The organism is Leucobacter tenebrionis, assembly GCF_019884725.1.
GTDB classification, from domain to species: domain Bacteria; phylum Actinomycetota; class Actinomycetes; order Actinomycetales; family Microbacteriaceae; genus Leucobacter; species Leucobacter tenebrionis.
In genome coordinates this window covers 2771784-2793122 of the sequence record NZ_CP082322.1, presented here as the reverse complement: position 1 = coordinate 2793122, position 21339 = coordinate 2771784, and the positions used below count along the sequence as shown (strand labels likewise).

The 21339-nt window shown below is 69.3% G+C and carries 21 protein-coding genes; 4 read left to right on the top strand and 17 right to left on the bottom strand.

From position 1 onward, the window contains the following. Positions 1–117: 117 nt before the first annotated feature. Positions 118–810 (top strand): hypothetical protein, encoded by a 693-nt coding sequence (locus KVY00_RS12840; RefSeq protein WP_223043272.1) that lies wholly within the window; start codon positions 118–120, stop codon positions 808–810. Next, complete coding sequence (locus tag KVY00_RS12835; protein WP_223043271.1) at positions 807–1049, top strand: helix-turn-helix domain-containing protein; 243 nt, start codon at positions 807–809, stop codon at positions 1047–1049. The genes KVY00_RS12840 and KVY00_RS12835 overlap by 4 nt, the downstream gene beginning before the upstream one ends. A 29-nt stretch (positions 1050–1078) precedes the next feature. Here KVY00_RS12835 and KVY00_RS12830 read toward each other — a convergent pair whose 3' ends face one another. Then, positions 1079–1408 (bottom strand): hypothetical protein, encoded by a 330-nt coding sequence (locus KVY00_RS12830; RefSeq protein ID WP_223043270.1) that lies wholly within the window; start codon positions 1406–1408, stop codon positions 1079–1081. A 162-nt stretch (positions 1409–1570) separates the two neighbouring features. On the opposite strand from KVY00_RS12830, the gene KVY00_RS12825 reads away from it, so the two are divergent. Beyond that, on the top strand, positions 1571–2182 hold the full coding sequence (locus KVY00_RS12825; RefSeq protein ID WP_223043269.1) for a histidine phosphatase family protein: 612 nt from the start codon (positions 1571–1573) through the stop codon (positions 2180–2182). Here the strand turns inward: KVY00_RS12825 and KVY00_RS12820 are convergent. The 15 genes from KVY00_RS12820 to tilS all read right to left on the bottom strand — a co-directional run bounded on the left by KVY00_RS12820 (position 2163) and on the right by tilS (position 19035). Then, positions 2163–3383: a serine hydrolase domain-containing protein gene (locus KVY00_RS12820; RefSeq protein ID WP_223043268.1), complete on the bottom strand. Its 1221-nt coding sequence runs from the start codon at positions 3381–3383 to the stop codon at positions 2163–2165. The genes KVY00_RS12825 and KVY00_RS12820 overlap by 20 nt on opposite strands. Before the next feature lie 21 nt (positions 3384–3404). Next, positions 3405–5213 (bottom strand): biotin carboxylase, encoded by a 1809-nt coding sequence (locus tag KVY00_RS12815; protein ID WP_305069211.1) that lies wholly within the window; start codon positions 5211–5213, stop codon positions 3405–3407. 152 nt (positions 5214–5365) lie between these two features. Next, a complete protein-coding gene (cls, locus tag KVY00_RS12810; protein WP_223043266.1) occupies positions 5366–6847 on the bottom strand; it encodes a cardiolipin synthase in 1482 nt (493 codons plus the stop codon). 122 nt (positions 6848–6969) lie between these two features. Further along, the gene (locus tag KVY00_RS12805; RefSeq protein WP_223043265.1) at positions 6970–7149 is read right to left on the bottom strand and encodes a hypothetical protein; all 180 of its coding nucleotides are present in this window, start codon (positions 7147–7149) and stop codon (positions 6970–6972) included. 53 nt (positions 7150–7202) lie between these two features. Continuing rightward, the gene (lysS, locus tag KVY00_RS12800; protein ID WP_223043264.1) at positions 7203–8741 is read right to left on the bottom strand and encodes a lysine--tRNA ligase; all 1539 of its coding nucleotides are present in this window, start codon (positions 8739–8741) and stop codon (positions 7203–7205) included. Between the two features lie 83 nt (positions 8742–8824). Continuing rightward, entirely contained in the window at positions 8825–9541 is a 717-nt protein-coding gene (locus KVY00_RS12795; RefSeq protein WP_223043263.1) for a DUF2520 domain-containing protein, read from the bottom strand. Next, positions 9538–11307: a PH domain-containing protein gene (locus KVY00_RS12790; RefSeq protein WP_223043262.1), complete on the bottom strand. Its 1770-nt coding sequence runs from the start codon at positions 11305–11307 to the stop codon at positions 9538–9540. Before KVY00_RS12790 ends, KVY00_RS12795 begins: the two co-directional genes overlap by 4 nt. Further along, positions 11304–11822: a PH domain-containing protein gene (locus KVY00_RS12785; RefSeq protein ID WP_223043261.1), complete on the bottom strand. Its 519-nt coding sequence runs from the start codon at positions 11820–11822 to the stop codon at positions 11304–11306. Before KVY00_RS12785 ends, KVY00_RS12790 begins: the two co-directional genes overlap by 4 nt. Positions 11823–11875: 53 nt before the next feature. Then, positions 11876–12397, bottom strand: a complete 522-nt coding sequence (locus KVY00_RS12780; protein ID WP_223043260.1) for a DUF3180 family protein — start codon at positions 12395–12397, stop codon at positions 11876–11878. Continuing rightward, positions 12384–12914 (bottom strand): 2-amino-4-hydroxy-6-hydroxymethyldihydropteridine diphosphokinase, encoded by a 531-nt coding sequence (gene folK, locus KVY00_RS12775; RefSeq protein WP_223043259.1) that lies wholly within the window; start codon positions 12912–12914, stop codon positions 12384–12386. Before folK ends, KVY00_RS12780 begins: the two co-directional genes overlap by 14 nt. Further along, the gene (folP, locus tag KVY00_RS12770; RefSeq protein ID WP_223043258.1) at positions 12911–14206 is read right to left on the bottom strand and encodes a dihydropteroate synthase; all 1296 of its coding nucleotides are present in this window, start codon (positions 14204–14206) and stop codon (positions 12911–12913) included. Before folP ends, folK begins: the two co-directional genes overlap by 4 nt. Further along, positions 14203–14805: a GTP cyclohydrolase I FolE gene (gene folE / locus KVY00_RS12765; RefSeq protein ID WP_223043257.1), complete on the bottom strand. Its 603-nt coding sequence runs from the start codon at positions 14803–14805 to the stop codon at positions 14203–14205. Before folE ends, folP begins: the two co-directional genes overlap by 4 nt. A 5-nt stretch (positions 14806–14810) precedes the next feature. Next, positions 14811–17051 (bottom strand): ATP-dependent zinc metalloprotease FtsH, encoded by a 2241-nt coding sequence (ftsH, locus tag KVY00_RS12760; RefSeq protein ID WP_223043256.1) that lies wholly within the window; start codon positions 17049–17051, stop codon positions 14811–14813. Positions 17052–17199: 148 nt separating this feature from the next. Further along, positions 17200–17793, bottom strand: a complete 594-nt coding sequence (gene hpt, locus KVY00_RS12755) for a hypoxanthine phosphoribosyltransferase (protein WP_223043255.1) — start codon at positions 17791–17793, stop codon at positions 17200–17202. Between the two features lie 195 nt (positions 17794–17988). Further along, on the bottom strand, positions 17989–19035 hold the full coding sequence (gene tilS, locus KVY00_RS12750; protein WP_223043254.1) for a tRNA lysidine(34) synthetase TilS: 1047 nt from the start codon (positions 19033–19035) through the stop codon (positions 17989–17991). Between the two features lie 315 nt (positions 19036–19350). Here tilS and ppa point away from each other — a divergent pair, with 315 nt between their 5' ends. Beyond that, positions 19351–19845, top strand: a complete 495-nt coding sequence (ppa, locus tag KVY00_RS12745) for an inorganic diphosphatase (RefSeq protein ID WP_223043253.1) — start codon at positions 19351–19353, stop codon at positions 19843–19845. A gap of 84 nt (positions 19846–19929) precedes the next feature. Here ppa and KVY00_RS12740 read toward each other — a convergent pair whose 3' ends face one another. Further along, on the bottom strand, positions 19930–21264 hold the full coding sequence (locus KVY00_RS12740; protein ID WP_223043252.1) for a M23 family metallopeptidase: 1335 nt from the start codon (positions 21262–21264) through the stop codon (positions 19930–19932). Between the last annotated feature and the right edge of the window lie 75 nt (positions 21265–21339).

The window sequence follows — 21339 nt, the reverse complement described above, 5'->3', positions numbered from 1 at the left end:
ATGCGGGATCGTGGGGGCCTGTTCGATCTGGGCGTAATGGGCGATTGACAGTTTCAGCGACGCTCGATACTTTATCGAAAAGCGTTAATATCGATATTCGATAAACGGGAGGAAGTCATGGCCGCCAGCTTGGACCGCGTCGCGCCTCGCATGGGCAAGGCGGGACTCTGGATCCTGACCGCCATCACGACAGCGATCGGTCTGATCACCGCCTTCTACTGCCTGCTCATCACCTCCTGGACAGTGAGCGGCCCGATGGATGGAGGCGTCTCCTTCGATGTGGCCGTAGTGCTGCCGGAGGGAGCCGGAGCGCCCCACGAACTGATCGACACCCAGTTCACCACCGATCGGATCACCGTGACGCCCGGTGAAGCGGGGCTGCGCATCCTGCACCCGGTCACGGCCTCCCGCGTACTCCTCGGTATCGCGACGGCGCTGCCGTTCACCGTCGTGATGGCCGGGTGCCTCGGGGTCCTCGTGCTGACCGCGAAGCTCGCGAAGCAACGTCCGTTCACCGGTCCGCTGCAATGGACACTCGGCGGCCTCAGCCTGCTCACGATGGTCAGCGCCGTGGTAGTGCCCTGGTTCCGCATGCTGGCCGGCGAGCTGGCGGTCACCGAGCTAGGACTGCCGACCAACGGCGATGCTGTCTCGGACATCGACTCGCAGGCCTGGGTGGTTCCGACCAGCTTCGACTTCCTCCAGGATCTCGACTGGCCGTTGTTCCTCATCGGTATCGTGCTCGGCCTGATCACCGCGCTGCTCGGCCGGGCCATTCGGCTGCAGCGCGACACCGAGGGGCTCGTATGAGCCCGGCAGAGCCCGAGGACGGGCACGCGATCCACTGCCGCCTCGACGAACTGCTCGCCGAGCGGGGCATGACCCTCACCCAGCTCAGCGAGCGCGTGGGGGTGAGCCTCGTCAACCTCTCAGTGCTCAAGAACGACCGTGCCCGGGCGATCCGGTTCTCCACGCTCACCGCGATCTGCCGAGCGCTCGACTGCGAGGTGGGCGAGCTGCTCACCGTCTCCGACCACCCCGCGTCCTGAGCGAGCGCGACCCAGCCTGAACGGCTCGCCTACTCGGGGAACACGCGCTTGGAGATGGCCTGCACGTCGCGATCGATATCGTCCACCCGCTTCTCGATCCGCTCTGCCCGGGTCTCGAGACGATCCATGCGGGTCTCCAGGCGATCCATGCGGGTCTCGAGCCGGTCCATACGGCCCTCGACCGAGTCGAAGCGCAGCACCATCTCGGTACGCAATCCGTCGATCCGCTCATTCACGGTGTCGAACTTCGCCGACAGCGTGCGCATCATGAGCTGGGTCATCACTGTGATCATGCCGACCATGGACGCCGCGAAGACCCCGATCAGGGTCCAGACCTGCGGCTCATTCACCTCGATCACCTCTCTATTGTCTCCGATGAGCCTCCAGGTTGCCAGGCACGGATAGCGTTCGTGCGGCGAATCACATGAATGTGGATAAGTTGTGCCGAACTGACTAATAGTCTTAATTGTGAGCGAAGTACCTCCCTCTCGGAGGCGGCGGGCATCTCATAGGCTGGTGGCATGCCCGTCGATCCCACCGCCAAGATCGCGCTCGTGCGCCACGGCGAAACCGATTGGAACCTGGCCGGCCGCATCCAGGGCCGCACCGACATCGCGCTCAACGACACCGGCAGAGCGCAGGCCGCCGAGACCGGGCGACTGCTCGCCTCGCACGGCAGCTGGACGGGGCTCGTCAGCTCACCCCTCGGCAGAGCGGTCGAGACTGCGGAGATCATCGGATCCACGATCGATCGCACCGCGCCCGCGATCGACGAGGGCATCTGGGAGCGCAACTTCGGTCTCGCCGAGGGCATGCACTTCGCGGACGCCGACGCGCGCTGGCCGGGCCTCCGCGGCATCCCGGAGTCGGAACCGCTCGAAGACATGAGCGAGCGCGGGGCCGCCGCGCTGCTGCGCCTGCTCGAGACCGCCCCCGGCAGCGTCGTCGTGTCGCACGGAGCACTCATCCGCTGGAGCCTCTCGCGCATCGCGGGATCGCCGCTCCCCCGGGTGCTCAACGGGGAGATCTGGATGCTCAGCCTGGATCACGAGTCGGGGGCCGCGCCCCGCGTCAAGCGGTTCGCGGCCCCCGGCCCAGTGCGGGATCGTCGGCCTACACCTCTCCGCGATTGAGCGCCCAGGAGGCGACCTCGAAGGCTCGCACCGTCCAGAACAGCTTCTCGGCATCCTGCGGCGTCGGCCAGCTCGACATCTTCACCCCGACCACTCCCGTGACGCGGTTCATGTAGATCATCTGGCCGTGGATGCCGAGCGCGAGCATCACGTCGCCGCTCTCGCCCGGGAACCAGAAGCCGTTGCGGTACATGCCTCCGCTCATGTAGGCGGAGTCCTCGGAGTTCGCGAAGGCCTCGCGAGAGTCGGGGCCGCCCGCGTACGTGTCCTCGACCCACCACTCGGGGAGCACGGCGACGCCGTCGAGCGCGTAGCCCCTGTTGACGTAGAGGTTGCCGAAGCGCGCGAGATCCCGCATAGCCGCCGAGACGCCGCCGTCGAACATGCCGCCGCCCACGCTGTCGATCCCCACGTGGGCGTCGAACTCCGCCCCCATCGGCTGCCACAGCCGCTCCGACATCACGTCGGCGGCGTGACGGCCCGCGGCGCCCTGGATCACGAATCCCAGCGCGTCCGTCTCGCACGACTTGTAGTCGAAGGGGCCGCCGTGCGGCCCGTCCTGCCCGAGCGTGCTGAGGAATCCCAGCAGCGAGTCGGGCACCTCGGGGTGCTTCTTCGGCGCCCAGCCGATGGCCTCCTCGAGCAATCGCACCTCGGCGTCCTCGTTGAGGTACTCCTCCGAGAAGTGCACGCCCGTGCGCATGTCGACGAGGTGCCGCACCAGGGCGCCCTCATAGCCGGACCCCGCGAGCTGCGGTACGTAGTCGGTGACGGGAGCGTCGAGATTCAGCTCGCCGCTTGCCGACAGCAGGCCCGCGGTGGTCGCGGTGAGCGATTTCGACACCGACATCAGCAGGTGCATGCCAGCCGGGGCGAGCGTGCCGAGGTACTGCTCGCCCACGATCGCACCGCGGTGGGTCACCATCCAACCATCGGTATGGGTCGCCCCCATGACCTCGGTGAAGGTGGCGCTGCGATCGTCCCAGGGGTGCGGCACGCTGAGCGCGCCGAGATCCGACGGCCGGAGAGCGAACTCCGTGGCCCGCCCTCCGCGGCGAATCCCGTGTACCGGCAGGAAGGACTGAATGTTCTGCATCGACCACTGCAGGTAGGGCGCGAATTGCCACTGGTCGAGTGGCGGAACGACCTCGATGTACCCCGGCGCAGGGCCGTTCAAACCGTATCCAGTCTCAGCGCTCATCCTTTCAGTATCCCACGCCGATCACTTCCCCTTGGCGGGGGCCGGCTTCGGAGCGGGCTCGTCGCCCTCGACCACGGTCGTGCGGTACATGCCGCGGATCGCATCGATCAGATACTTCGCGTGCAGGGTGAGACCGCCGTGGCTCGCCTCGAGGTGGGCCTTCGTCACGAGGATCCCGAGATCCGCGCCCTTCCAGCGGTAGTCGCCCTCCTGGTAGATGCGCAGGTAGAACGCGTCGGACTCGTTGCCGAGCAGGTGCCAGTCGTAGTCGTGGTGCGTGTAGACGAGATTGCCGTAGTGGTCGAGCGAGTACCGGCCGGTGCGCGGCGCCGCGTCGATGCGCTCCACGGTGTTGCTCGTGTGCTTGATCACCATGTGGCTCCACTCGTCCTCGGAGGCCAGCTCCTCCCAGCGGAGGTTGATCTCCTCGACATCGATCTCGAAGTCGATGCCCGAGTACTCGAGCAGGTGGAAGGCGAAGAGCGGCACGTCGGCGTAGGCGCCGGCGGTGACGTTCGTGATCGCCGAGGCCCCGCTGATCCGGGGGTTCAGCTCCCCGAGATACACGTCGCCGGTGTCGGTGTCGAGCAGCACGTCGACCTCGAAGAAGCCTCGGTACCCCTCCTTGCCCAACCTGTCGCCGAGCTTGCGCACGAGTTCGATCGCCGCGTGCCGGCTCTCGTCGTCGAGCACCGTCGGGAACATCTCGTTGCCTGCCCAGCCCCCTCGGTACGGCGTCAGGTCTGCGTGCCCCGTGATCTCGGTCATGCAGGGGCCGACCACGGTTCCCTGCCGGGTGAGCACGGCCTCGATCGCGATGGGACGGTTGTTGATCCGCTTCATCACTTTGATCTCGACGTCGGTGACCTCATCCGCGATCGCGGCGAACTCCGCCTCGCTGGTCACGAAGTAGGTGGTCTTGCCGGAGTCGCCGTAGGCGGTCTGAATCACCAGATCCTGCCCCAGCCCCGCCTTCTCGGTGACCTTAACCAGCTCGTCCCAGTCCTTGACCGTGGTGAGCACGTTCGGCACACTCGGCACGCCCACGGAGTCGGCGATCTGAGTGGTGACGATCTTCGAGTCGAGCCGCTCGCGCAGCTCGTGGCTCGGCAGGATCAGCTCGTAGTCGAGCTCCTCGCAGATCCGCTCGGTCTCCTCGTCGAAGAACACCATGACGATCTGCGGGCGCGCACCGGGAGGCGTACGGCGTTCGATGTGAGCGCGCACCTCGTGGTTGCGCAGCAGCCAGTTGTTGATCTCCTCGCCGCTCTCGAACTCGATGTACGGCTTCTCGGTCGGCGTGAACACGCGCGGATGGTTGCCGTCCCAGCTGTCGTAGTAGGTGATGAACGAGAAGCCGCGTACCCAACGGTCGAGGCCGAGCAGGTTGAACGCCGTCGCACCCACGAAGAACACCGGAGTGTCGCTCGTGCGCAGGTAGTGGCGGATCTCGGAGATGTTCTTGAGCTTGGTGAACCCGCTGCGGCCGATCGCGACCGGACCCGTCACGGGGGCCTTGCGCGGGCGCTTGCGGCGCACGAGCGACTTCTTGGCGGCCGGTGCCGGGTTCGCGGCGGGGGCGTTCTCAGCCGGGGTCTGGGCGGCGCGGGGCTTCGCGGCCGCCTTGGCCTTGCCCGCGGCCTTCGCCGGCGCAGTCTTCGCCGACGTCGTCTTCGACGCGGCCTTCGCGGTGCTCGGCTTGGCTGCCGCTTTGGCAGTCGCGGCCTTCGCAGCGCTCGTCTTCGCGGTAGCGGTCTTCGTCGGCGCCTTCGCGGCAGCCGGCGTCTCCGCCACAGCTTGTTCACCCGGTGCCGTGGTGTTGTCTGCCACCGCGGCGGGGGTGTTTTCGGGTAGGGGGGAAGTAGCTTTACGCGCCATTGCGTTTCCTTCCGTCGAATACGGTAGTGGCATGCTTGCACACCCGAGACGGAATTCCAAAACGAGCCCCGCCCGAGCGCGCCATCGACGCGCGGAAGCCCGGACTACTGCAGTGCCGAAGTGAGTCGCGCGAGCCCGTCGAGCAGCTGCGAGGGCAGCGGCTGCTGCTCCCACTCCTCGAGGGTCAGCTCGCGCGCATTCGCGCGGTAGTAGTCGTTGACATCGTCGAGATCCTTCACGAAATCAGCGCCGTGCACCACCATCGAGATCTCCATGTTGAGGCCGAAGGATCGCTGGTCCATGTTCGAGGAGCCGACGACGGCGACGTCGCTGTCGATGGTGAAGTGCTTCGAGTGCAGGATGTAGGGCGGCCGGAACATCCAGATCCGCACACCGGCGCGCAACAGCTCCTCGTAGTAGGAGCGCTGCGCGTGGTACACCACGGCCTGATCCCCGATCTCGGACACGAAGAGCTCGACCGCGACTCCGCGCGCCGTCGCCGCGCGCAGCGCGTTCATGATCGAGCCGTCGGGCACGAAGTAGGGGCTCGTGATGCTGATGCGCCGGTGCGCGGCGTAGAGCAGCGACACGAACACCTGCAGGTTGTTCTCGGCCCCGTAGCCGGGGCCGCTCGGCACGATCTGGCAGTCGAGCCCCCCGGGGCGCTCCACCTCGAGCGGCCCCTCGGCGATGTTGGTGAGGTACTGCCCCGTCTCGAGGTACCAGTCCCCCTGGAACACGGCCTCGAGCCCGAGCACGATCGGCCCCTCGACCCGCACCATCAGGTCTTTCCAGTGCAGTCCCCTGCGCCGGTTCGACGGCTTGTTGTAGCTCGAGTCGACGAGGTTCTGGGAGCCCATGAACCCGACGCGGCCGTCGACCACGATGAGCTTGCGGTGGTTCCGCAGATCCGGCCTCTGGTACTCGCCGCGCCACGGACGCACCGGCAGCATGTAGGCCCACTCCGCCCCCATCTCGGTGAGGCTCCGCCTGGTCCGCGCCGCGCCGGGGTTGCGCACGGCCGAGATGTGATCGAGCAGCACGCGCACCTTGACCCCCCGCTCGATGGCTTCGCGCAGCGCGGTGAAGACGCAGTCCGTCGTGGGGTCGTGCACGAGGATGTAGAACTCCACGTGCACGTAGTCGCGCGCCTCGCGGATCGCCTCGGCCATGCGCTCGAGCGACTCCTCGTAGTCGATGCAGATCGAGGCCGTGTTGCCGAGCAGCATGGGCTGGGCGCCGAGCGAGCGGCCGAGCTTGACCGCGTTGTCCACGCCGGGCGGCAGCTCCGTCTCGGGCGTCACGAGGCCGTTGTCCTCGCGACTCGAGACCTCGGCGACGAACTGGTTGACCGCCTCCTGTTTGCGCTCGCGCTTCTTGGGGAGCCGTTTGCTGCCGATGATGAGGAAGAGCAGCAAGCCCGGTATCGGCAGCAGGAAGATCGCGAGCAGCCAGGCCATCCCCGCTGTCGGGCGCCGATTGCGCGGGACGACGAACAGGGCCACGATCCTGATGATGATGTCGACGATCAGCGCAGTGAGGGTCCACAGGTAGGGCCAGTTGAACCCGGACCAACTCAGATCCATGCACTCCGCCTTCCCTGCGCATCACAGGGATGTATGTTCTCACCCCAGTGAGAACACTCTATCGAGTGAGAGGGCCGCCCGGAGTCCGGGTCGAGTTCGCTCCCGGCCCTGATCAGGCGGATTCAGGATTCGTCGCGCAGCGGCAGGCCGGCCTTCGCGCGCTCCTCATTCTCGATCTGCTGGTAGACGCGACGCTCGGTGCGGTCGGCGCGCAGGATCAGACGCATGACCAGCCAGAAGAAGAGCCCGATGAGCACGGTCGGGATCAGCGACCAGATCGCGTTCATCCACCAGTTGTCCATGTGCACCAGAATACCGGCCCTCCCCCGGTTCTTCCTGAGTCCCGCTGTGAAGGCTACTTCACGAGCGGGAAGAGGATCGTCTCGCGGATCCCGAGCCCCGTCAAAGCCATGAGCAGACGGTCCATGCCCATGCCCATGCCGCCCGACGGGGGCATGCCGTGCTCGAGAGCGCGCAGGAACTCCTCGTCGATGGGCATCGCCTCGTCATCGCCGCGGGCTCCCTCCGCGGCCTGCTGTACGAAGCGCTCGCGCTGCACGACCGGATCGACGAGCTCCGAGTAGCCGGTCGCCAGCTCGAAGCCGCGCACGTAGAGGTCCCACTTCTCGACGACCCCGGGGATCGAGCGGTGATGCCGCGTGAGCGGGCTCGTCTCGACAGGGAAGTCCATGACGAAGGTGGGGCGCGTGAGACCGTCCTTCACGAAGTGCTCCCACAGCTCTTCGACGAGCTTGCCGTGGTTCGGCAGCTTCACCTCGACGCCCTCGGCGTCCGCGATGGCCTGCAGCTCTTCGACGGAGGTCTCGGGGGTGATCTCCCGGCCCGCGGCCTCCGAGAGCGTTCCGTACATCGAGATGCGGTCCCAGTCTCCGCCCAGATCGAAGAGCGTGCCGTCGGCCCAGCGCACCACGTGGGTGCCCTCGCGATCGGTGCCCTCGTTCACAGCCAGGGCCGCGTTCTGGATGAGCAGCTGGGTGAGGTCGGCGATCCCGTTGTAGTCGGTGTAGGCCTGGTAGGACTCGAGCATCGCGAACTCGGGGCTGTGCGTCGAATCGGCGCCCTCGTTGCGGAAGTTGCGGTTGATCTCGAACACCCGCTCCAAGCCGCCGACGACGGCGCGCTTCAGGTACAGCTCGGGCGCGATGCGCAGGTAGAGCTCGGTATCGAACGCGTTCGAGTGCGTGACGAACGGGCGCGCCGAGGCGCCACCGTGCATCGTTTGCAGCATCGGGGTCTCGACCTCGATGAAGCCGTTCTCGGCGAAGGTGCGCCGCAGGCTCGCCATGGTGCGCGCGCGGGTCACGACGTTCGTGCGAGCCTGCTCGCGCTGGATCAGATCGAGGTAGCGCTGCCGAACCCGCGATTCCTCGCTGAGCTCCGCATACATGTTCGGCAGCGGGGCGAGCGCCTTCGCCGCGATCCGCCACTCCCGCACCATGATCGACAGCTCGCCGCGTCGGCTCGAGACGACCTCGCCGCTCACGAAGAGGTGGTCGCCGAGATCGACGAGCTCCTTGTAAGAGGCCAGAGACTCCTCGCCCACCTCGGCGAGGCTCACCATCGCCTGGATGCGGGTGCCGTCACCCGCCTGCAGCGACGCGAAGCAGAGCTTGCCCGTGTTGCGCTGGAAGACCACGCGCCCCGCCACACCCGCGATCTCGCCCGAGAGGCTGTCGGGGGTCTCCTCCAGGTGGGCCCACCGGGCGCGCACCTCGGGGATCGTCGCCGTGACGGGCACCTCCACGGGGTACGCCCCGCCGCCGAGCTCGGCGCCGGTGTTCAGCCGGTCCCGCTTCTCCAGGCGCACGCGCTTCTGCTCGAAGAGCTCCTCTTCGGTCTCGAGGGGCGCGTTGGCTGCGGGCTGGTCGCTCATGGGGCGGTTCCTCCGTGGTATCGGCTCGAAGCACGCCGAACACGGGTGTTTCCGGCGCACCGATCCATCCTACCCGGCATCCGTCAGGGGACGGGGTCGGAACCGGGATCGGCGCCGGCGACGCGCAGCTCCTCCTCGATCGCGGCGCGCACGATCCCCCCGATGAGGCGATCGGGCCCTTCGACGCCGATCTCGCGGAGCGCGCCCGCGGCCTGGCGCACCACTGCTCGCGAGAACTCGGCGGCCGCGCCGACGGCCTCCGCGTACGCCGGACGATCCCGCTCCTCCACGATCACCGGCTCGGCGCCCATCTCGACCGCGAGCGCCTGCCCGATCGGCAGCACGGGAGCGGGAGCCGTCACCGCGATCGTCGCACCGACGAGCCGTGTGAGGTCGAGGCTCGTGCCGGTGAAGACGACGGCCGGGTGCAGCGCGAGCGGGATCGCGCCCGCGGCGAGTGCCGGACCGAACACGCCGTACCCGTGCTCGGGCGCCGTGTGGACGACGAGCTGGCCCGGTTGCCAGGCACCCGTCGCTGCGAGGCCGCTGACGAGGTCGGGGAGTTCCGACCCCGGGATCGCGAACAGCACCAGTTCGGATCGGCGCACCACCTCGCCGACCTCCAGGATCGGAACGCCGGGCAGCATCGTCTCGGCCCGCTCGCGGCTCTCATCGCTGATCGCCGAGATCCCGGTGATCGCGTGGCCCGCTCCGGCCAGGGCACGAGCGAGCACCGGGCCGACGCGGCCGGCTCCGACCACGCCGACGCCGAGTCGCGACGCCTGCTGCCCCGCGCTCACGGCCGCGGATCCCGATCCGACTCGACCGGAGCCGCGGCCTGCTCGAGCGACTCCCCGTGCCGGGGCCGGGTCGAGCCCTCAGGGGCTCCCTCCGGGACCCCGCGACGAGCCGACTCCGCCCCCTGCACCCGGAGCACCGTCGCCGCGAGCAGATCGAAGGTGCGCTGCGCGGCGCGCAGCTCGATGCCGCGCATCTCCACGCGCACGGGCCCCAGCACGGTGTGCGCCTGAATGGAGGCCAGGCCGAGGAACCGGTGGAGCAGCGGCCTGCGGAACTGCACCGACTGCGCGCGCACCACCGGCATCACGGCGAACGAACGGGTGAGCGCGCCGCGGCGGATGCGCAGCGTCGCCTCGGCGTCTCCGGCGTCGGCGATCCGCATTCCGGCCCGCGCTCGGCCCCAGAGCAGCACGGCGGCTCCGCGCGGCCCGGCCCCGAGGTAGCCTTCGGCCCGACCCGACAGGCCGTTGCGCAGCTCGGCTATCTCGTGCTCATCGTCGCCGACCCCAGGCAGCAGCGTGTCGATCACCCGCAGCACGTCCTCCTCGCGCCCCACCGGCAGCACCACGTTCTGCATCGTGTTCTGCCCGCCCTGGGACACGGAGTGGCCGGCGGTGGTGATGCGCACCTTCCACCAGCCGAAGGGGCGCCACATGAGCGGCTGTCTCGCCTCGACGGCGTGGATGCGCCCGAACGGGATCGTCTCGGTGACGGTCGCGGTGAGCCCCGCGCCGGTGCGGACGGCGTCGGCCGAGCGCGAGAGCGTGAAGTTGAATCCCTTGTTGAACTGCCCGAAGATGATGCCGGCCATGACGATGATCAGCGGGATGACACCGAGGATGACGGCGGGTTCGAACACGGCCGCACCGACCACGACGCCCACGATGATGACCAGCGTGATCACCGCTTCCCAGCTGAGCGCGATGCTGCCGACGAGGCGCCCGACCGGCACCTTCACGAGTGTCTGGGCGGCGAGGGCCTCGGGATCGACGTCGGCGTCGACGAAATCCTGAGCGCGCGCCGTCAGCCCGCTGCTCGACCCGTCGAAGACGTACCCGTCGGGACCCATCGGGGCCGGGGCGACGATGGCCTCCGGAGCGGCGGGGGCCTCTCCCGGCAGCCGCAACGTCGCACCGGAGCGCTTCGCCGTCGCAAGGCGCAGAATCTGCTCGCGCACCGTCTTCGCGTCGCGGTGGCTGAGGTACGACAGCTCGACCTTGCCGCCCTGGCCGCCCGTGAGCACCTCGATCTTGGTGAGTCCGAGGGCGCGCGCGAGCAGGGGGCGCTGCAGATTGACGCTCTGGATCCGTTCGAGCGGAGCCCTGCGATGCTTGCGGAAGAGCACACCGCTCTGCTCCTCGACGGCCTCGGCGCCGATGCGGTAGGTGTGGAAGCGCCACGCGATCCACGAGAACAGCACGATGAGCAGGATGACGCCGAGCACACCGCCCAGCACGAGCAGCAGCAGACCCTGCTCCACGAGGTACTCGAAGAGGTCGACGATATCGCCGCCCTCCTGCGACAGGTCGACCTCGACGCCGTCTCGGCTCCACACGCGGTCGGCGAAGAACAGCTCGACGAAGCGATCCCGGAAGTTCGCGATCACGATACCCGCGATCACCAGCAGCACCAGGCCTCCCCGCAGCAGCGGGGAGAGCGGATGCAGACGGCGCCACCCCTCGGCGTCGGCGGTGCCCGGCAGCACCGAATCGCCGGGCACCGTGACCTGGGCCGGCGCTCCGTCTTCGGGGTGCGCGTCGGTCACAGCCCCGACCTCCGCGTCTCGGCGAGCTCGACCAGGCGATCGCGCAGCGCCTCGGCATCCTCGAAGCGCAGCCCGGGCAGGTTGACGCCGGTGGCTGCGGAGGCCGTGACGAACTTGAGCGTGGCCAGTCCGAGCGAGCGCAGCAACGGGCCGCGCGTCACATCGACCATCTGCAGGCGCCCGTAGGGCACCGCGATCACACGCTCGAACATGATGCCCCTGCGGAACAGCAGATCGTCTTCGCGGAGGATGTACCCGATGGCCTTCACGCGGCGGAACGCGAGCAGTGAATTGACGAGCAGCAGCACGAAGAGCACGCTCAGGCCGACGGTGACGAACACCGGTGGCTGCTCGTTCACGACCACGAGGAGCACCACGAGCACGACCAGCACCACCGCGTCGAGCAGCAGATTCAGCACGAGGTCGGCCACGGCATACTTCGGCGAGACCCGCTGCCACTCGAACTCGCCGTTCGGCCACTGGGGATCACTGCTGATGCGCTGTTCGTCGTTCACGCCCTCAAGTGTAGAGGCCGCCTCCGACACGCAGGGGGCGTGCGGTCGACCGCTCAGCGCTCGCGGAACGCCGCCTGGTCGGCCGCGCCCTGACCGGGTGCGGGATCCGCCCCGCCCGACTCCGGGTCATCGTCGCCCGGGGGCAGCCGGCAGCAGTGCTCGGCGTACAGAGCACAGCCCGTCAGCACCGCGCCGGCGACGAGGGTGAGCAGCATCGGCAGCCACGTCGCTGTCGGGGCGGGCACGCTGCGGCCGAGCAGGGAGAGCGCCAGACCTCCGCCGAACCCGCCGAGCAGACCGCCGACCAGCTGCCCGGCTCGCGACGCGGCGAGCAGCCGCACCGCTTGGAAGGGATTGACCGCGCCAGATCCCTTCTTCAGCGCACGCCGCAGCCTGAGCGCGAACACGATCAGCACCGCCGCCACGAGCACGAGCGTCAGCGGAAGCGACAGCGGGGGCACCAGCGGCGCCTGACCGCGGTTCGAGAGCGCGAACTGCACCAACAGGCCGGCAGCGGCACCCATGACCGCCGCAGCGGCGAGGGCGCCCAGGCCGGGGCGCTCACCCCTCGGCATGATCGCCCTCTCCCGCCTCGTCGAAGGGGCGCGTGGTGTCGCCCACGCGCTGCAGCAGATCCGAGACGCGGCCGTGCCCCATCAGCACCGCCCCCGGTTCGAGAGCGAGCCAGGGGGCGAGCACGAAGTCCCGCTCGTGGGCGCGCGGGTGGGGCACCGTGAGGCGCTCATCCGAGATCACACGCCCGCCGTAGAGGATCAGGTCGATGTCGAGCGTGCGATCCCCCCACCGCTCGTCGCGCACACGACCGTGCCGCGCCTCGATGCTCTGCATGAGGTCGAGCAGCGCGTGGGGCTGCAGGGCGGTCTCGGCGATCGCGACGCCGTTCAGGTAACGGGGGGCGTCGGGATCGGGCCCGTGCTCGGTGAGCGCGATCGTCTCGCGCAGCGGGGAAGCGCGCAGGTTGCCGATCCCCTCGCCTTCGGCGAGTTCGCACTGGGCGGCACGGATCGTCTCGCCGCGATCGCCGAGGTTGGCGCCGAAGGCGAACAGCACCGGAACGATCTGCGCGATCACGGCCGCACCACCGTCACGGACACGTCGGAGAAGGTCGCGGCGATCGGAGCGTCCGGCTTGTGCACCGTCACCCGCGCACCGCGCACGCCCGCGAAGCCGAGAGCGACCTCGGCGACGCGCTCAGCCACGGTCTCGATGAGGTCGACCGGGTCGCGTTCGACCGCCGCGATGATCGCCTCCGCGAGTTCGCCGTAGTGCACGGTCCGCTCGAGCGCGTCGCCCGCGGCGGCGGCGCGAAGGTCGACCGAGACCTCGGCGTCGACGACGAAGCGCTGCCCCTGCTCGCGCTCGAAATCGAACACCCCGTGATGGGCGTAGACCTCGAGCCCGGTGAGCACGATACGGTCGGCCGACCCGTCGGCGGCTCCGGGCTCGGCGTCGGGGCGGGCTGCGTCACTGGGAGCGGCGTCGCGAAGACCGGTGTGGTGGCGAGAGCCGTCGCGCCGAGCGACTCCGCTCTCCTCACGGCTCCAGGCGCGCGTCACGGCGAGCGCCTCGACGCTGCCGGCCACGTCGTGCACCCGCACGCCCCACGCTCCCGCGCGAGCGGCGAGTGCGGTGACCACCGAGGTCGCGAGGTCGCGCTGCTCGGGGGTCGTGGATCGGTTGGCGCCCATCGGCGAAGCCAGCGCCTCGGCGAGCATGCGCTTGCGTGAGGCCCCGATCAGTACCGGATAGCCGAGGGAGGTCAGCGCATCGAGGTGCGCGAGCAGGCGCCAGCACTGCTCGCCGGTCTTGTCGAACCCGAGACCGGGATCGAGCACGATGTGAGAGCGGTCGACGCCGGCGCTCAGGGCCGCCTCCGCTTGATCCGCGAGAGCCGCGCGCACTTCGGCGACGACATCCGTGTAGTCGGATCGCTGGTGCCCGGGATCCGGCACTCCCCTCCAGTGCCCGATGACGAACCGCGCCCCGTGCTCGGCGCTCGCCCAGGCCGCGGCCTCGAGCATCGCGGGGTCGTGGGTGCCGCCCGAGACGTCATTGATGAAGCGCGCGCCCGCGGCGACGGCGAGCTGCGCGGTCTCGGCGTGGAGCGTGTCGACCGAGGTCTGGATACCGTCGGCCGAGAGCGCGCGGATCACCGGAAGCGCGCGCCGCTGCTCCTCTTCGAGCGCCACGGGCGTCGCGCCGGGGCGCGTCGACTCGCCGCCGACATCCACGATGTCTGCGCCGTGAGCGACGAGCTCGCGACCCCTCGCGATCCCGGCGTCGCCGACTGAGAAGCGGCCGCCGTCGCTGAAGGAATCGGGGGTGACGTTGAGCACCCCCATCACCAGCGGGGAACCGGTCATCGGTTCGCTCCCGAGGAGTGTCTCCCGGCAGCGCCCCCGATCAGCGCCATGACCTCGCTCCGGGCGGCGGGCTGCGCGAGCGCTCCACTCGACGCCACGGTCACGGTCACGGCCTCGGTCTGACGCACGCCGCGATCGGCCACACAGCCGTGGCTCGCCTCGAGCACGACGAGCACACCCTCGGGCGCGAGCCCCGACTCAAGGGCATCTACGATCTGCTGCCCGAGCCGCTCCTGCACCTGCGGACGCGCCGCGAGCGTCTCGACGACCTTCGGCAGGGCGCTGAGCCCGACGATGCGGTCGCCCGGCCGGTAGGCGATATGCGCCCGGCCCCGGAACGGCAGGAGGTGGTGCTCGCACACCGAGCGCAGCTCGATGTCGCGCAGCATGACGAGTTCGCCGGTCTCGTCGCCGACCGGAACCGAGTCGACGAGGTGCTGCATCGGATCCTGCCCGACCCCCGAGAAGAACTCCGAGTAGGCGTCGGCGACCCGGAACGGCGTGCTCGCGAGCTCCGCGCTGTCGGGGTCGGATCCGATCGCGCGCAGCAGTTCGCGCACCGCCGCGGCGATGCGCTCACGATCGACGGTCTCGGCCATGCGCTTTACCGCTCGTCGCGGTCGTCGTCGGACGGGCCGCGCACTCCGAGATTGCGCGGCGGACGGCTCGTCTCCCCCGGAGCGAGGGGGCCCTGCTCAGGAACGGATCGAGGCGGGGTGACGCGCGGCGGGGTGCCCTGGCCCGAAGCCTGCGGCTCGCCAGTCTCACGGCCGCCGGCGCGCTCCGATGAGTCGCCGGCCGAGCCCTGCGCGCCGGCGTCAGGCGAAGCACCGGAGGCTCCCTCGGAGGACACGGCAGTGTCCGAAGCGGGATCGCCCGCGACGGCATCGCCCGGGTGCCGGTCGTCGGTGCGCACCTCTGCGGGGACCTCGATGGGCGGCCGATCCGAGACGGGGCGCTGGTCGTTCGACAACCAGGTCGGCCGCTCGGGCAGCTTCTGGACGTCGCGGAAGATCTCGGCGATCTGCAGGTGGTCGAGCGTCTCCTTCTCGAGCAGTTCGCGGGCGAGGGCGTCGAGGATATCCCGATTCTTCACCAGGATCTCATACGCCTCATTGTGCGCCTGCTCGAGCAGGGCGCGCACCTCGGTGTCGATCGACACCGCGACGCCCTCGGAGTAATCGCGGCTCTGACCGAAGTCGCCGAGGAAGGCCCCCTGCTGGGCCTGCCCCAGCTTCACGGGGCCGACCGAGGCCGACATGCCGTAGTCGGTGACCATCTTGCGCGCCGTGCCGGTGGCCTTCTCGATGTCGTTGCCCGCGCCGGTGGTGGGGTCGTGGAACACGAGCTCCTCGGCCACGCGCCCGCCGAGCGCGTAGGCGAGCTGATCCTGCAGCTCGTTGCGGGTCACCGAGTACTTGTCCTCGAGCGGGATCACCATCGTGTAGCCGAGGGCGCGGCCGCGCGGCAGGATCGTGATCTTGGTCACCGGATCGGTGTGGTTAAGACCGGCTGCCACGAGGGCGTGGCCGCCCTCGTGGTAGGCCGTGATGAGCTTCTCGCGATCCTTCATCACCCGCGTGCGCCGCTGCGGACCGGCGATGACACGATCGATCGCCTCGTCGAGCGCCCGGTTGTCGATGAGCTGCGCGTTCGAGCGCGCCGTGAGCAGCGCGGCCTCGTTGAGCACGTTCGCGAGATCGGCGCCCGAGAAACCGGGAGTCTTGCGAGCCACGATCTCGAGGTCGACATTCTGCGAGAGCGGCTTGCCCTTCGCGTGCACCTGCAGGATCTTGAGCCTGCCCGGCATATCGGGAGCGTCGACACCGATCTGCCGGTCGAAGCGCCCGGGGCGCAGGAGCGCGGGATCGAGCATGTCGGGGCGGTTCGTCGCCGCGATCATGATGACGTTGGTCTTCGGATCGAAGCCGTCCATCTCGACGAGCAGCTGGTTCAGCGTCTGCTCGCGCTCGTCATGGCCACCGCCCATGCCCTGACCGCGCCGCTGCCCCACCGCGTCGATCTCGTCGACGAAGATGATGGCGGGCGCGTTGGCCTTCGCCTCCTTGAACAGGTCGCGCACGCGGCTCGCGCCCACGCCCACGAACATCTCGACGAAGTCGGATCCCGAGATCGAGTAGAACGGCACCCCCGCCTCGCCCGCCACCGCGCGGGCGAGCAGCGTCTTACCGGTGCCGGGAGGGCCGTAGAGCAGCACGCCCTTCGGAATACGTGCCCCCACCGCCTGGAATCGCGACGCGTCTTGCAGGAAGTCCTTGATCTCGTGCAGCTCCTCGACCGCCTCGTCGGCACCAGCGACATCGGCGAAAGTGACCTGCGGCATGTCCTTCGAGACGAGCTTCGCCTTGTTCTTGCCGAACTGCATCACGCCGCGGCCACCGCCCTGCATGGACGACAGCATCCACCAGATCAGCAGGCCGATGAGCAGCAGCGGCAGCAGGAATCCGAGCAGCGACCAGAGGGGATTGGGCTGCGGCACCTTATCGGTGAAGCCGTCCTTCAGATCGGCCTTGTTCACCGCGTCGACCACGGCCTCACCGCGCTGCGACACGTAGTAGAAGAACACCTCATCGGTGCCGGCCTTCTTATCGACCTTCTCGAGCGAGAGGTTGACACGCTGGTCGCCGTCGATGATCTCGGCCTGCTTCACCTGGCCGTCCGAGATCATCTCGAGACCGCGCTCGGTCGTGACCTCGCGGGTGTCGCCGCCCGACAGCAGCGACCAGCCGAGCAGCACAATGAGCGGCGCGACGATCAGATAGAGCAGCGGGCCGCGGAAGAGCTTACGGCTCTTCGACGTGCTCTTCGTTGGTTTCTCTGCCAAGTCAAGGCCTTTCGAGACGGGCGGTGCGGGTCGCTGCTGCAAGCGTAACCAATACCTCTGACATCGACCTGCGTCGGGCGCGTTTGTACGCTCACGGCGCAGAGCGCCGCACGGGACCTCGCAGCACGGCGACCCGCGCGAACCCGGCTCAGGGCCGGCGGTTCACCTCGCTGTCGAGCGCCTCGGTCTCCCCGCCGTAGACGTGAGGAGCGAGAACGGCCACATCGCGCAGGTTGCGGTAGTCCTCCGCGTAGTCGAGGCCGTAGCCGACCACGAACTCGACCGGGATGTCGAAGCCCACGTAGGCGACGTCGACCTGCACCTTGAGGGCCTCGGGCTTGCGCAGCATCGTGCAGATCCGCACCGACTTCGCGCCGCGGCTCTCGAGATTCTCCTTGAGCCACGCGAGCGTGAGCCCGGAGTCGATGATGTCCTCGACGATCAGCACGTCGCGCCCGGTGATGTCGCTATCGAGATCCTTCAGGATCTTCACCACGCCGCTCGACTTCGTGCTCGCACCGTACGACGAGACCGCCATCCAGTCCATCTGCGCGTGGAACCGCAGTTCGCGCGCCAGGTCCGCCATCACCATGACCGCGCCCTTCAGCACGCCCACCAGCAGCGGCGGAGTGTCCGCGTAGTCGGCCTCGATCTCGCGCGCCATCTCGGCGAGGCGGTCGTGCAGTTCGGCTTCGGTGTGCAGTACGACAGAGAGGTCGTCACCCAGGTGTTTCGCGTCCATGCGCTCCATTCTCCCACCACCGCCGCGCAGTGTCGGCACCCTCGCGTCGCGGAGTCCCGTTTTGCTGTTTCAGCACGGGCCGAAGCAGCAAAACGGAACTCCGCGTCAGGGAGGTGTACAGCGGAAACAGGGAGGTGTACAGCGGAAACAGGGAGGTGTACAGCGGAAACAGGGCAAGAGGCCGCGGGTTCGGGATCACCGCGCTCGGAACACGAGGCGTCCGGCCTCGCGCCGCACCGAGGCGCCGGGCACGTCGACGGGGCCCTGCCCGCGCCAGTCGGTCACCAGTCGCGCGACCGCGCGGGTGTGCTCCCGGCTGAGCTGGGCGCCGAACTCGGCGCGCGCGACGAGCCTGATGATGCGGTGCCTGAGCGCCGGCAGGTTCGCGGCGAGCGCCGAGATCGACACCGAGATGCCGGCCTCGGCGTGCTCCACGATCTCCTCGAGGGTCTCCTCGGCGAGGGCGTCGAGCGCGTCGGCGTCCTCGCGCGCGAGGTCGGCCGTGCGGGCGAGGGCTCCCGCGATCCCGGGTCCCAGCTCTCGCTCGAGTGCGGGGAGCACGCTCCGCCGCACCCGCACCCGGGTGTACGCGTCGTCGTCGTTGTGCGGGTCTCGCCACGGCTCGATCCCGAGCTCGGCGCACGCCTCCTCGGTGACGGCGCGGGTCACGGCCGGCTGCTCCCCCAGGAAGGGACGCAGGATCACGGCTCCCTCCGAGCCGCCGGCATCGAGCGCGCGCCTGGCCGGGATCCCCGAGAGGCTGCGCGACCCGGACCCCCGGACCAGTGCGAGCAGCACCTGCTCCGCCTGATCATCACGAGTGTGGGCGGTCAGGATCGCGGCGGCCCCCGTCCGCTCGGCCGACCGGGCGAAAACCGCGTACCGAGCGGATCGCGCGGCCGCCTCGGGTCCGTCGCCGCCCTCGCCGCTCACGGCCACCCGCTCGACCAGCACTGGATCGAGCCCCAGGCCCGCCGCCTGCTCGGCCGCGCGCGCCGCGACCGTCTCGGAGCCGGACTGCAGGCCGTGATCCACCACCACTGCCCCCGCGCGCAGACCCGAGCGCGGCGCCTCGTAAGCGGTCGCGGCCGCGAGCGCCAAAGAGTCGGCCCCGCCCGAGAGCGCGACGAGCACGAGCGGAGACGCGGGCGCCTCGCGCCGCGCGGCTCCGGGATCCGCGAGCCACTGCTCGAGCGCTCGCCGCACCGCCGCCCTGGTCTCGAGGATCGCGCGCTGCACCATGCCCCAACGCTACCGCGCTGCGCGGTGAGGCCATGCCCCGCGAACCCAGCCCCGCAAACCCAGCCCGCGGGCCCTGCCCAGCCCGTCCCCCTCATCGAGATGACGCTTGTCGCCCCAGCAGCACCCGCGAAAGGCATCATGCGTCACCTCGATCGCGGGAAGACGTTGAGAGGGGCCCGCGCTGCGTGGTGAGGCCATGCCCCGCGAACCCAGCACCGCCGGCCCTGCCTCACCCCGTCGGGTACCCTTAGACCGGCAATACACACCGAGGCCGGGATGCCCCGCCTCATGCGACAGAAAGCAACGGAGGAGCGCATGGCCGCAGCATTCGACGCCGTGATCGAAATCCCGAAGGGGAGCCGCAACAAGTACGAGGTCGACCACGAGACCGGTCGCGTCTACCTCGACCGCGTGCTCTACACGGGCTTCGTCTACCCCACCGACTACGGCTTCTTCGAGGAGACCCTGGGCGAGGACGGCGATCCGCTCGACGTGCTCGTACTGCTCGACTACCCGGTGTTCCCCGGGGTCGGCGTGAAGGTGCGCCCGGTCGGCGTGCTCAAGATGAGCGACGAGGCCGGCGGCGACGACAAGGTCATCGCGGTGCAGCACAAGGATCCGCGCTGGCAGCACATCCAGGACGTCGCCGACATCCCCGAGTACACCCGCAAGGAGATCGAGCACTTCTTCGAGCACTACAAGGATCTCGAGCCCGGCAAGTGGGTGAAGGTCGACGCCTGGGGTTCGGCCGCGGACGCCGAGCAGCTGATCGTGGAAGCTCAGCAGCGCCTGCAGGCCGAGGGGCACTGATCTTCGCGGCGGCTTCCACCGCCGGCAGTACGAGAGAGGGGCTCGGGATCGCGTGATCCCGAGCCCCTCTCTCGTACCCGCGCCCTAGAAGTTGATGTAGTACGCGGGGTTGACGAAGTCGTACCAGCCGCTGTCCTGGTTGGGCCGCATCTCGAAGTGGAGGTGGCAGCCGGTGCTCGCGCCGGTGCTGCCGACGTAGCCGATGGTCTGGCCGGCCTCGACCCACTGACCGGCGCCCACGCTGGCCCACTGGATCATGTGGGCGTACCGGGTCTGCCAGCCGTTCGGGTGGTTGATGTTGACCATGTTGCCGCCGCCACCGCCGTCCCAGTACGACATCTGCACCGTGCCCGGCGCCGCCGCGACGATCGGAGTCCAGCAGGCGGTCGCGAGGTCGATACCCGTGTGATCCGGGCGCCCGGGCGGGCGGAACCCCTCGGAGACGTAGTAGCCCGAGGTCGGCAGCACCCAGCCGTTGCTGGTCGTGGGGGGCGGGGGCGCGACGACGCCGCCGCCTCCGCCGCCACCGCCGGTGCCTCCACCGCCGCCGCCCTCGTTGGCCCTGCGTCGCGCCTCTTCCTCGGCGCGCTTGCGCGCCTCCTCCTCGGCGCGCCGGCGCTCCTCCTCGGCTTTCCGCCGCTGCTCCTCCTCGATGCGGAGGCGCTCCTGGTAACCCTCGACGGTCTTGGTGGTCTCGTCCTTCAACGCTTCGAGCTTCACCTCGAGGTCGCGCTGCTGCGCCTCCTGAGCCCGCACCAGTTCCTCCTGCGAGCTCGCCGCGGCCGCCGCCGCCTGCTCCTTCTCGGCGTGCTGCTGACGCAGCACCTCGCGCTCGGCTCGGGCGGTCTCAGCCTGCTTGCTCAGCGCGTCGGCGGTGTTGGCGGCCTGCTCGGCCTCCTCGGAGAGCTGGGTGTTGCGCTCGGTGGCCTTCGACATCGAGGCCATGCGCTCGAGCAGCGCGTCGGCCGTGCTGCCATCGGAGTCGAGGAAGAGCTCCATGCTGCGATCCACTCCGCCGGAGCGGTACATCTGAGCGACGATCACGCCGGCCCGATCCGCCGCCTCCTCCGCCGCTTTGCGGCTCTCCTCTGCCTGCCGCTCGAGGTTCTGCAGCTTCTCAGTGGCGCGGGCGAGCTCCTCCTCGGCCACCCGCAACTCCTCGAACGCTGTCGCGTGCAGGTTGCGCAGGCGATCGAGCTCCTTCTCGCCCTCGGCGATGAGCCCCTCGATCTCGGCGACCTTCGCGGCCGCTGCCGCCTCGTTGTTCTTCGCCTGCTGCACCTCTTCCCAGGTGGGAAGGTCGAGCGCGTAAGCCGGGGTCGCTATGGCCTGCCCCCCGACGAGCAGTCCGGCAGCGATCACGCAGCTGCCGAGGATGCCGAAAACGCGTCGCGTCGCCCCCGCGTTCTTCTTCGCCATATCCCCCAACTTCCGTTTCCGGACAGAATGATCCTCGCCCACGGTAACACTCCCGCTCTCCGATCGCACGGGGCG

Bases quoted from the DNA above. Each gene is read 5' to 3' on its own strand.
- KVY00_RS12840 (WP_223043272.1), top strand. From the start codon at position 118: ATGGCCGCCAGCTTGGACCGCGTCGCGCCTCGCATGGGCAAGGCGGGA.
- KVY00_RS12835 (WP_223043271.1), top strand. From the start codon at position 807: ATGAGCCCGGCAGAGCCCGAGGACGGGCACGCGATCCACTGCCGCCTC.
- KVY00_RS12825 (WP_223043269.1), top strand. From the start codon at position 1,571: ATGCCCGTCGATCCCACCGCCAAGATCGCGCTCGTGCGCCACGGCGAA.
- KVY00_RS12820 (WP_223043268.1), bottom strand. From the start codon at position 3,383: ATGAGCGCTGAGACTGGATACGGTTTGAACGGCCCTGCGCCGGGGTAC.
- cls (WP_223043266.1), bottom strand. From the start codon at position 6,847: ATGGATCTGAGTTGGTCCGGGTTCAACTGGCCCTACCTGTGGACCCTC.
- KVY00_RS12805 (WP_223043265.1), bottom strand. From the start codon at position 7,149: ATGGACAACTGGTGGATGAACGCGATCTGGTCGCTGATCCCGACCGTG.
- lysS (WP_223043264.1), bottom strand. From the start codon at position 8,741: ATGAGCGACCAGCCCGCAGCCAACGCGCCCCTCGAGACCGAAGAGGAG.
- KVY00_RS12780 (WP_223043260.1), bottom strand. From the start codon at position 12,397: ATGCCGAGGGGTGAGCGCCCCGGCCTGGGCGCCCTCGCCGCTGCGGCG.
- folP (WP_223043258.1), bottom strand. From the start codon at position 14,206: ATGACCGGTTCCCCGCTGGTGATGGGGGTGCTCAACGTCACCCCCGAT.
- folE (WP_223043257.1), bottom strand. From the start codon at position 14,805: ATGGCCGAGACCGTCGATCGTGAGCGCATCGCCGCGGCGGTGCGCGAA.
- hpt (WP_223043255.1), bottom strand. From the start codon at position 17,793: ATGGACGCGAAACACCTGGGTGACGACCTCTCTGTCGTACTGCACACC.
- tilS (WP_223043254.1), bottom strand. From the start codon at position 19,035: ATGGTGCAGCGCGCGATCCTCGAGACCAGGGCGGCGGTGCGGCGAGCG.
- ppa (WP_223043253.1), top strand. From the start codon at position 19,351: ATGGCCGCAGCATTCGACGCCGTGATCGAAATCCCGAAGGGGAGCCGC.
- KVY00_RS12740 (WP_223043252.1), bottom strand. From the start codon at position 21,264: ATGGCGAAGAAGAACGCGGGGGCGACGCGACGCGTTTTCGGCATCCTC.